The sequence below is a fragment of the Synechococcus sp. MU1655 genome, from assembly GCF_023630655.1.
Lineage (GTDB): Bacteria > Cyanobacteriota > Cyanobacteriia > PCC-6307 > Cyanobiaceae > Synechococcus_C.
Map to the genome: position 1 here is coordinate 1 of NZ_JAKUHK010000058.1, position 8,605 is coordinate 8,605.

General features: G+C 53.8%; 11 protein-coding genes and 1 tRNA gene. 7 read left to right on the plus strand and 5 right to left on the minus strand.

Annotated elements, in window-relative coordinates; all coding sequences use genetic code 11:
- Nucleotides 1-1,520, minus strand: a 1,520-nt coding sequence (serA, locus tag NCN04_RS04430) for a phosphoglycerate dehydrogenase (protein ID WP_250395297.1), incomplete at its 3' end; no start/stop codon positions are given.
- Between the two features lie 146 nt (nucleotides 1,521-1,666).
- Here serA and NCN04_RS04435 point away from each other — a divergent pair.
- The 7 genes from NCN04_RS04435 to NCN04_RS04465 all read left to right on the plus strand — a co-directional run bounded on the left by NCN04_RS04435 (nucleotide 1,667) and on the right by NCN04_RS04465 (nucleotide 6,995).
- Complete coding sequence (locus NCN04_RS04435; protein WP_250395292.1) at nucleotides 1,667-2,224, plus strand: hypothetical protein; 558 nt, start codon at nucleotides 1,667-1,669, stop codon at nucleotides 2,222-2,224.
- Entirely contained in the window at nucleotides 2,221-3,000 is a 780-nt protein-coding gene (locus NCN04_RS04440; RefSeq protein ID WP_350223229.1) for a photosystem II electron transport protein, Sll1252 family, read from the plus strand. The genes NCN04_RS04435 and NCN04_RS04440 overlap by 4 nt, the downstream gene beginning before the upstream one ends.
- A 96-nt stretch (nucleotides 3,001-3,096) precedes the next feature.
- A tRNA-Val gene (locus NCN04_RS04445) sits at nucleotides 3,097-3,168 on the plus strand.
- 27 nt (nucleotides 3,169-3,195) lie between these two features.
- Nucleotides 3,196-4,596, plus strand: a complete 1,401-nt coding sequence (murD, locus tag NCN04_RS04450; RefSeq protein ID WP_250395294.1) for a UDP-N-acetylmuramoyl-L-alanine--D-glutamate ligase — start codon at nucleotides 3,196-3,198, stop codon at nucleotides 4,594-4,596.
- A gap of 700 nt (nucleotides 4,597-5,296) precedes the next feature.
- Entirely contained in the window at nucleotides 5,297-5,590 is a 294-nt protein-coding gene (locus NCN04_RS04455; protein ID WP_250395295.1) for a hypothetical protein, read from the plus strand.
- Nucleotides 5,591-5,770: 180 nt separating this feature from the next.
- Nucleotides 5,771-6,241, plus strand: a complete 471-nt coding sequence (locus NCN04_RS04460) for an EVE domain-containing protein (protein WP_250395298.1) — start codon at nucleotides 5,771-5,773, stop codon at nucleotides 6,239-6,241.
- The gene (locus tag NCN04_RS04465) at nucleotides 6,225-6,995 is read left to right on the plus strand and encodes a hypothetical protein (RefSeq protein ID WP_048347130.1); all 771 of its coding nucleotides are present in this window, start codon (nucleotides 6,225-6,227) and stop codon (nucleotides 6,993-6,995) included. Before NCN04_RS04460 ends, NCN04_RS04465 begins: the two co-directional genes overlap by 17 nt.
- Here NCN04_RS04465 and NCN04_RS04470 read toward each other — a convergent pair.
- The 4 genes from NCN04_RS04470 to NCN04_RS04485 all read right to left on the minus strand — a co-directional run bounded on the left by NCN04_RS04470 (nucleotide 6,947) and on the right by NCN04_RS04485 (nucleotide 8,483).
- Nucleotides 6,947-7,246: a DUF2811 domain-containing protein gene (locus NCN04_RS04470; RefSeq protein ID WP_350223230.1), complete on the minus strand. Its 300-nt coding sequence runs from the start codon at nucleotides 7,244-7,246 to the stop codon at nucleotides 6,947-6,949. The genes NCN04_RS04465 and NCN04_RS04470 overlap by 49 nt on opposite strands.
- A gap of 333 nt (nucleotides 7,247-7,579) precedes the next feature.
- The gene (locus tag NCN04_RS04475; RefSeq protein WP_250395296.1) at nucleotides 7,580-7,948 is read right to left on the minus strand and encodes a DUF1818 family protein; all 369 of its coding nucleotides are present in this window, start codon (nucleotides 7,946-7,948) and stop codon (nucleotides 7,580-7,582) included.
- Entirely contained in the window at nucleotides 7,945-8,172 is a 228-nt protein-coding gene (locus tag NCN04_RS04480; RefSeq protein WP_011620178.1) for a DNA-directed RNA polymerase subunit omega, read from the minus strand. Before NCN04_RS04480 ends, NCN04_RS04475 begins: the two co-directional genes overlap by 4 nt.
- A 26-nt stretch (nucleotides 8,173-8,198) precedes the next feature.
- Nucleotides 8,199-8,483 carry a hypothetical protein gene (locus NCN04_RS04485; RefSeq protein ID WP_048347132.1) on the minus strand — a complete coding sequence of 95 codons (285 nt, stop codon included), beginning with the start codon at nucleotides 8,481-8,483 and terminating at the stop codon, nucleotides 8,199-8,201.
- Nucleotides 8,484-8,605: the final 122 nt, after the last annotated feature.

The window sequence follows — 8,605 nt, forward strand, 5'->3', positions numbered from 1 at the left end:
GGAATCGGGTCATCAATACTGAGAACCATCACGGCATCACCACGAACGATGCGACGCCCAACCTGCATGGAGGCGATGTTGACGTTGTGCTCTCCAAGAAGAGAGCCAAGGTGGCCAATGATGCCAGGCATGTCGCGGTGCCTGGTGAACAGCATGTGACGACTCGGCGGAACATTCACTGGGAATTCATCAATGCTGGTCACACGCAAATCACCGTCTGCGAACACCGCACCGGTCACGCTGTGACCTCCCTGACCACCGCGCGTGGTGAGCTGCAGCGACCCACCTGCAAAATCGCGACTGGCATCGTCCTTAATTTCCAGCACATGAATGCCGCGGCCTTTCGCCTCCAGCGATGCATTCACGTAGTTAATCCGATCTCCCAACGCCGTGCTCAGCAAACCCTTAAGAGCAGCGACCACAAGAGGTTGTGAGGGGTGGCTGGCGAATTCACCTTGCAAGCGCACCTCCAACTCCTGAATCTGCCCACCACTGAGTTGGCTCACCAGCAAACCGAGGGTCTCCGCCAGTTGGAGATGGGGCTTGAGACGCTCCATGATCTCGGCACTGAGACCAGGGATATTCACGGCGCTACGGGCAGGAAGCCCCAGCAAGACATCTCGAATTTGTTCGGCGACATCCACCGCCACATTTTCTTGAGCCTCTTCCGTGGATGCTCCGAGATGAGGGGTTAGAACAAGTCCTCGCTCCACGGCGCGCAGGGGTGAGTCCTGAGCAAGCGGTTCAGACGCAAACACATCCAAACCTGCCCCGGCGATCACCCCCGATTCAATGGCTTCCGCGATCGCAGGCTCATCAACAATTCCACCACGTGCACAATTCACAATCCGTGCCGTACTTTTCATCGTGCGCAGCAGCTCGGCATTCACCAAATTTTCAGTATCAGGTGTGCGAGGGATGTGGAGCGTGATGTAATCGGCCTGCTGGAACAGCGATTCCAGAGTGGTGAGCCTCACCTGCATCTGCTGCGCACGTTCTGCAGAGATGAATGGATCAAAGGCGATCACCTCCATGCCCATCGCTTTTGCGACGCGAGCAACATGAGACCCAATCTTGCCTAACCCCACCACGCCGAGAATTTTTTTATAGAGCTCATTCCCCACATATTTTTTGCGATCCCAAGCCCCTGAACGCATCGAACCATGGGCTTGAGGCACGTGACGAGACACCGATAGCAACATCGCAAGCGCATGCTCAGCCGCTGCGATCGTGTTGCCCTCGGGTGAATTCACCACCAACACCCCGCGTTGCGTAGCCGCTGGCACATCCACGTTGTCGACCCCCACGCCTGCACGGCCGATGATCCGCAACCGATCAGCAGCCTCAATGACATCGGCTGTGACTTGGGTCCCTGAGCGGATCATTAGGGCGTCGTATTCACCAATGATCGATTTGAGCTCTTCCGGTGACAATCCAGTGCGCTCATCCACTTGAGCCACTTGGCCAAGGATGTCGAGCCCCGCCTGATCAATGGGGTCTGAAACGAGAACTTTTGTCATCCAGCGGCGGGAGAAAGCCACCATTAACTGTAGAGATCAGCCCGAAGGTTCTTCTTCAAGTGTCTTCCAGCCCGAACAGTTCTAAAAGAATCGGCTCCAAGAGCAACTGTTCCGAGAGAGAATGATCATTCGGCTGCTGTTGTTTCATGCCCGTTTGCGTTCTGGTATTCAATGAGCGCACTGCTGCCGACCGTCTTCGCCTCTCGCTCCAAGACAAAGGCACGCCATTGCTTCGCGTCGCCCTCGTGGCACCAGCCCCCGGGAAAGGATCCGACCCACCGCAGCAAGCCTCCGACTCAGAGTCGGATCTGCCCGCTGAGGGGATGGACGATGTCGACCTGCTCAACCCCAGCCTGGCGCGCCGTCGACGTCAGAAGTCGATGGCGCGCTGGTTGATGCCCTTCGGGTTTTTTGCCGGCTGCACCTTCACCCAGATCACCACGCTCGACACCTTTGCAAGCTTTGGCCCCTGGGGAGAAGCCTTTATTGGAGGATTGCTCGGCATGGGGTCAGGCCTGATGGGTAGCTATGCAGCCGCCGCCAGCGTCCCTTCTGAAAATGAGGACGGTGTCAGGATCCTGCGCAATCGCAACCTCGAAGGCTGCTGGCTACTACTCCTAGAAACGAGGCCCGGGATGGAATTGCCTTGGCAAACCGTCCAAAAGGCGCGTCCACAACAAGTGGTTCGACTCAGCGAACTGTGAGCCTTCCGAGAGACAATCTACTTCGATCCTGCAGGCATCCCACAACGATGACCGCATTGATCGACCTGGCTGAAGATGTTCTGCGGACCTGGCAACCGCGATGGAGTCCCTTCCTATCAGCTTTAATGCTGGAAGATGCCAACCAGCTTGAGTCACTGGCAGAACTGCAGATCAGCCGAGATGGCGGCTACCCGGGAGCAGAGCGCAAACGGTTGCTCATCCAACACGCAGCGACCACAGAGCCTGAGCCCCCTTGCCCTCTAGCTGGTCTCAACGTGGAGGGGAACTTCCTGTTCGATCCAACCTCACCCGACGAGATGCGTCTGGCCCTGCAACGCATCGGGGTGGCTGACGAGTCCCTCGGTGATCTATGGATCCGTGGAGATAGAGGTGCTCAAGCCATTTGCACACCGGAATCCGCGGCCCTATTGCAGGGACAACGAGGCAGCCTGCGCGAGGTGATCATCACCTGCGAATCCTTGCCACTCGAGGCACTGCAATGGCCTGTTCAGAGAGTCGCTCGGCGGTTGAGCAGCGTTGAAGCCTCATGCCGTCTTGATGCCATTGCCTCTGCAGGCTTCGGAATCTCTCGCTCGAAGGTCGTCAAACAAATCAAGGAAGGGCGCTTGCGGCTCAACTGGGAACCCGTGCGGCTAGCAAGTCGGGATTTAAAAGTGGGTGACCGCTTGCAACTTCAAGACAGAGGCAGTATCGAGATCTTGAACATCGAGCGCACAAAACGCGAGCGATGGCGCGTCGACATCCTCCGCCAGTGAGCGGAGTGGATTCAAACGGCACTCCAACTGCTAACTTCAGTTCCTGGTTGAGTCATAGATCAACCACTCATCTCAAACGACAAACTTGAGAGCTGGGGGCGATTAGCTCAGAGGTAGAGCACTACCTTGACACGGTAGGGGTCACTGGTTCGATTCCAGTATCGCCCACTTCCCTTTAGGGACAGGAGTTCGACAATGGCATGCAGCTTGATCGTGGGGCTTGGCCGCTCCGGGGTCGGCGCAGCGCGCCTCCTTCATGCCCAAGGCCATCACGTCGTTGTACTCGAGCGAGATGAAGGTCCCGAACAACAATCCAAAGCACAGCAACTAAGGGATCAAGGCATCCAAACCGAATTGGGATGTCCTTTGGAGCTCTCAAGCTTTCAACCCTGGTTGGATGAAGTTGAGCAAGTGGTCATCAGCCCAGGGATCCCCTGGGATCATCCCACCTTGATGCAGCTCCGCGACCACGGCGTGATTGTTAGAGGAGAAATGGCTGTGGCATGGCAAGCCCTCTGTGATTGCCCTTGGATTGGAATCACCGGCACCAATGGCAAAACCACCGTGACGCATTTACTGCATCACGTTCTTAACCAAGCGGGACTGCACGCTCCGATGGCTGGAAATGTGGGCCATTCCGCCGCCGAATTAGGTCTGCAGTGCATGGATCCATCCCAATCCAAACCGGATTGGATCGTGATGGAGATGAGTAGCTACCAAATCGAATCAGCGAATGAGGTCAGACCCACCATTGGCATTTGGACCACGCTGACTCCCGACCATTTGGAACGGCACGGCTCAATGGATGCCTACAGAGACATCAAACAGGGCCTGCTTCAACGCTCCAAGCATGCCGTTCTCAATGCCGACGACGCAGATCTTCAGAGCAGGCACACTGACTGGCCAGATGCCCAGTGGGTTAGCTCTGCACAAACGACACGGGAGCCAGCAGACCTTGAGCTTTGGATTAATCCGGAAGGCTTGGTTTGCGGGAAACAAGGGTCACTCTTTCCAGCCAATGCTCTCGCCATGCCTGGAGAGCACAATCGCCAAAACCTGCTGCTCGTCACCGCAGCTGCGTTGCAAGCTGGATTAGAACCGCAAGCCATCGAGCGTGGGTTACGCAGCTTCCCAGGAGTGCCACATCGCCTAGAAAATCTGGGGTCGCTCCACGGAATGAACGTGTTCAACGACAGCAAAGCCACGAATTACGACGCGGCCGCGGTTGCAATTCAAGCCGTTCCTGGCCCGATCATTCTGCTTGCCGGTGGACTATCGAAGCAAGGCGATGCCAATGGTTGGCTACAACTTCTACAAGAGAAGGTTTGCGCAATTGCTCTATTTGGAAGCGATCGAGATATTTTATTGAGCCTAATTCGTGGCTCCGGCTATACAGGAGAGGTGATGTCTCACCCCAACATGGCGGACGCCGTGACGGCAGCAATCGAGCAGGGGAAAAACGGCAATGCAGCCTCTCTGTTGTTATCACCAGCCTGTGCGAGCTTCGATCAATACAAAGATTTCGAAGCCCGAGGAAATCATTTCAGGGACATCATTCAGCACCACTCCTGCTACCAATCGACGGGTTCAAATTAAGCAACACCAAATAATATCTTCGTGCACTGAAGATCCAATCAAGGTCACGGTGAATCAAAAACCTCACCAGACAAGCATCATCAAGCCAGCCTCAAACACCAGATGCATGCCCTAATTCGCTACATGAAGACATTGAAACGGCTTTTACCCTTCGCTCTCATCGCCCTCTTGATGTCTTGCGACTCCCAGGGAGCCAGAGATCAACAGACCTGCGCACTTTACAACGCTGACCAAATTGATGCTGTCGAAGCACTCAAACGCTTAGGGCTTCAACCCAAGGAGAATGGTCAAAGGTTTGAACCAGTCGAAAGAGCCTGCGCTCACTCCAAAAAGTCTTCTTAGAGAGCCAACAAGATGGATCTGAGTCCAACAAAAGGAAGAGCAGTGATCACCTGACTTTCACCTAGAGTTGTCCTAGCGATTACAGGAAAGTTATTGAGCAATCATCCTTAGAAAAAGTTGAGGAGGCTTACATGGCCTAGCAACAAACAGGCCAGGTCCATCCGTCGCTGACTGAAGACGACAGAACAGCAACATGGGCCCCTCAGCTACAAACAGTTGACCCAGTGATCCCCTCATTAGGGCGGAGATTCAGCAATCAGCTCAAGGGGAAGAGCCTTGTCTACTCAAGGCTTTGCATCAATGGTCGCTCAAAGAACGAGATCATTGGGACCATCAAAACAGCAATGGAAGAGGGAACATGGTCCAGGCAAAACAACTGCATCTACAAAGCCAGCTCTTACCTCCATTACTAGACAAACACTCTCAATCAACTTATCGCGGTGATCAACAGCAAAATAAAAACCTGATGCCCAGAACAACGATACAAAACGCCGGCATCAAAGCCACTAGCAGCGGAATCAAATTACCACCAATCACAGAGCAAAGCCAACAGCCAACAAAGCAATGGCATCAACAAATAAAGAGTCATTTTCGATTAACTTGGCAGAGAGATACGCCTCCCAGAGACATCGACATGAATTTTCAAATATAACTCCAAGCATCCAGGACAAAAGGGCTCTTCCCCGGGCAATCAACCAGAAAATCCACCCTCACTGGCATTGCCAACATTGGCAGTTAAAATCGCATGGCGACTAGGGCAATTTTCAGAGCATGCCCTGAATGCGATACCGACAATGCACCTCCATCAGACCTTCCCTTCAAGCCTCTTATCATGACTAGTGCTTCTTACTGGCTGATGAAAAGCGAGCCAAATGTTTATGGTATTGAACATCTGAAGGACGAGAAAGTTACTCTATGGGATGGCATCAGAAATTACCAGGCTCGTAATTTCATGCGAAAGATGAAGGTTGGAGATCAAGCTTTTTTCTACCATTCCAATTGCAAGCCTCCTGGGATTGTTGGTCTAATGGAGGTCACAGAAACTGGCCTCGTGGATCCAACGCAGTTTGATAGCAGCTCTAAGTATCACGATCCAGCCTCCAAGCAGGACTCTCCACGTTGGGATTGCGTGAAACTTGCCTATCGCGGCCAGTTTTCCAACATGTTGACCCTTGACGATCTTCGCCAGTCCTACGAAGCAGACCAACTGACTGTTGTGCGTCGTGGTAATCGACTTTCGATTCTTCCGGTTGACACAGAAATCGCGATGGATTTATTAAAGAGGCTTGGACCACTTCAATGATCCGCTCGCAAGTATTTCTGCTGAGCGACTGCCGATTGCCACCATTATTCCAAGGGCCTGGATCGGCTTCAGGAAAGCGCCTTGGTCCTTCATCGGGCTCACTGCATTGATGCTGTGCTGCCTGATGGGCTTAGGCGTGGTCGCACGAGATCTCCAGCTCAGCAGCAATCGCTTCCTTCAATACACCGGCGATCTGGTGCTCGTGATGGCGGCACTTGTTCCATTAGCACCCTTGATGGCACTGCTGCAGCTGGCAGACGAACACCTGCCCGGGGGATTGGATCGAAACCCAGAGCAACCGGCTGCAAGACACCGATTTCTTTGGCTGCTGAAGCAGACCTGCGGCCTTGCGATTTTAGAAGTCCTCATTGGCATTGGCGGAATCAGTTCGATTCGTCTTTTAAGTCAATTTTTGGCACCCCACAGCGGTGTGCTCGCCAGCCTGGTTGTCGTGTTGGGTGGTGTCGGCATCGCCATCTGGTTGATTGGCCAACTCCTCTCCATTCCATTGCTGATTCATCACGGCTATCGCCCACTCCGAGCCATGGAGCACAGTCGCAAACTTGTTCAAGCCAATCGCCTCAAAGTATTGGCATTGCTTGGACTTCTTCTAGGAATCAACTTGCTTGGCCTCATGGCTGCGAGCCTCGGATTGCTCTTCAGTGTTCCGTTTAGCGCCCTTCTATTGATGGCCAGCTGCCGGACTCAAACACCTTGGCGAAGAGAGTCGCGACGAAACATGTTGCCGACGTAGAGACGGGTGAGCTCTCTGGAGTCGGCACCGTTCTGAACAAGAAATCCAGCCAATGCCGCCTGAACGAGTCGGTACTGATCCCAATTTGGGCAGCGCTCAATAAAGTCAGCCATGGCCTGGTGCAAAGGCAAAGGCATCTCCGTTTGAAAGCTCACGACGTCATCACCCTGAACCTGTTCAGGCGCTTCTTCACCTGTAAGAACTGCTGAGGACTCAACAATCTGATCGGTCGCCAATTGGCCGTGAAACACTCCGGACTCCTTCATCACCACGGCCTGAATCTATGGTCTGTTCTCCACAAGCACAAGGGGCCACCCAGAGAAGCGAATCCACCAATCGACAACCGCTCTCTCCATGAGATTCAGGCCATAAACGCAGTGAGGAACAGGAGTTACGCTTTCCCAAGGAGGTCCGCACGCCGTACGCCGTCAATACCACACAAATCCCAAATCCTATGTTTTTCCACAGGATGAAGCCCGCAACTCAAAAACAAGGCGGCACCCTGTGGAAAAGCTGTGCAGTTTGCACTGAACTTCGTGGAGAAATCAATAAAGACTGATTGATTAGACCAACTAATCTGATGTTCAATCCCACACTGTTCTCAAAGCGGCCAAAAAAGCTTGAGCCGCTGGAGCAGGCCAACCGCCTTCCAGGCCTCTACATGGCATGCCAGTGCCTTGAAGCACAACCTGCAGCCCCCAGCGATCACGCGTGCCATCAAGACACCCCCACCACTCCTGCTGTTCCAACTCCAGAGTGATGGATTCTTCCTCCATCAACTGATCGCGAATCAGCGTGTATTGCTTGTCGAGCTCGTCGAGAAGGGCATGGAGCCCCTTTGCTTCCATCTCGGTGAGCTCGACAGCCCAGTACTCCCCTCCAATGAGGAAAGGAAAGCCTTGACGTCTGAAGTCTCGGGCGAGACGCCAGCCAGGCCCCTCCTGTTGGATCATCCAGGCAGGAGATCAGGCTGATCCTGCTCGTCGGAGAGCTCAACAATTGCGCGATGGACCGGCTTCACACTGGATTCTTCTAGGAGGCCGTCGAAGTCATCAAAACGACGCTGCTTCGCGCGAAAAGCAATCTTGACCGTGGTCAAATAACGGTTGGTGGACTGACGAATCAGGCTCTCGCCCCGCTTCGCGAGGTCCTTTGAGTCCACACCTGCAGAAATCATCTCTGTCTGATCATCGACTCTTCACTCTAAGTGAGCAAATCGCTGTGAAACGGAACCTGCATGGGATACGTACGCTGAGGGCGACCCGGCACTCGCAAAACAATCTGGCGGCCTAATCCCATCGCAAGCAGTGGACGTCTCAGGTGCGTCATCAAACCACTGACCTCCTCAAGGTGTTTACCGTCAATGCACTCAATCCGAATGCATCCCCAACTACGGGACATGCGGCAATCACGCAATGGTTCCAACTCGGCCTCAATCTCCGGATCCTCTCTATAAAAGGAAAAAACCAGGCGTCTCAACCGATCCATCGCTAGGCCCCGTAGCCTGAACTTCTTATCAAGATGGCCATGGCTGAGGTTCAGCCCCCCAAGGAAGAACAAAACCTTCATCTTTCCGCTCAAGGAACACTTGCGATCGACATTGGGAGCAC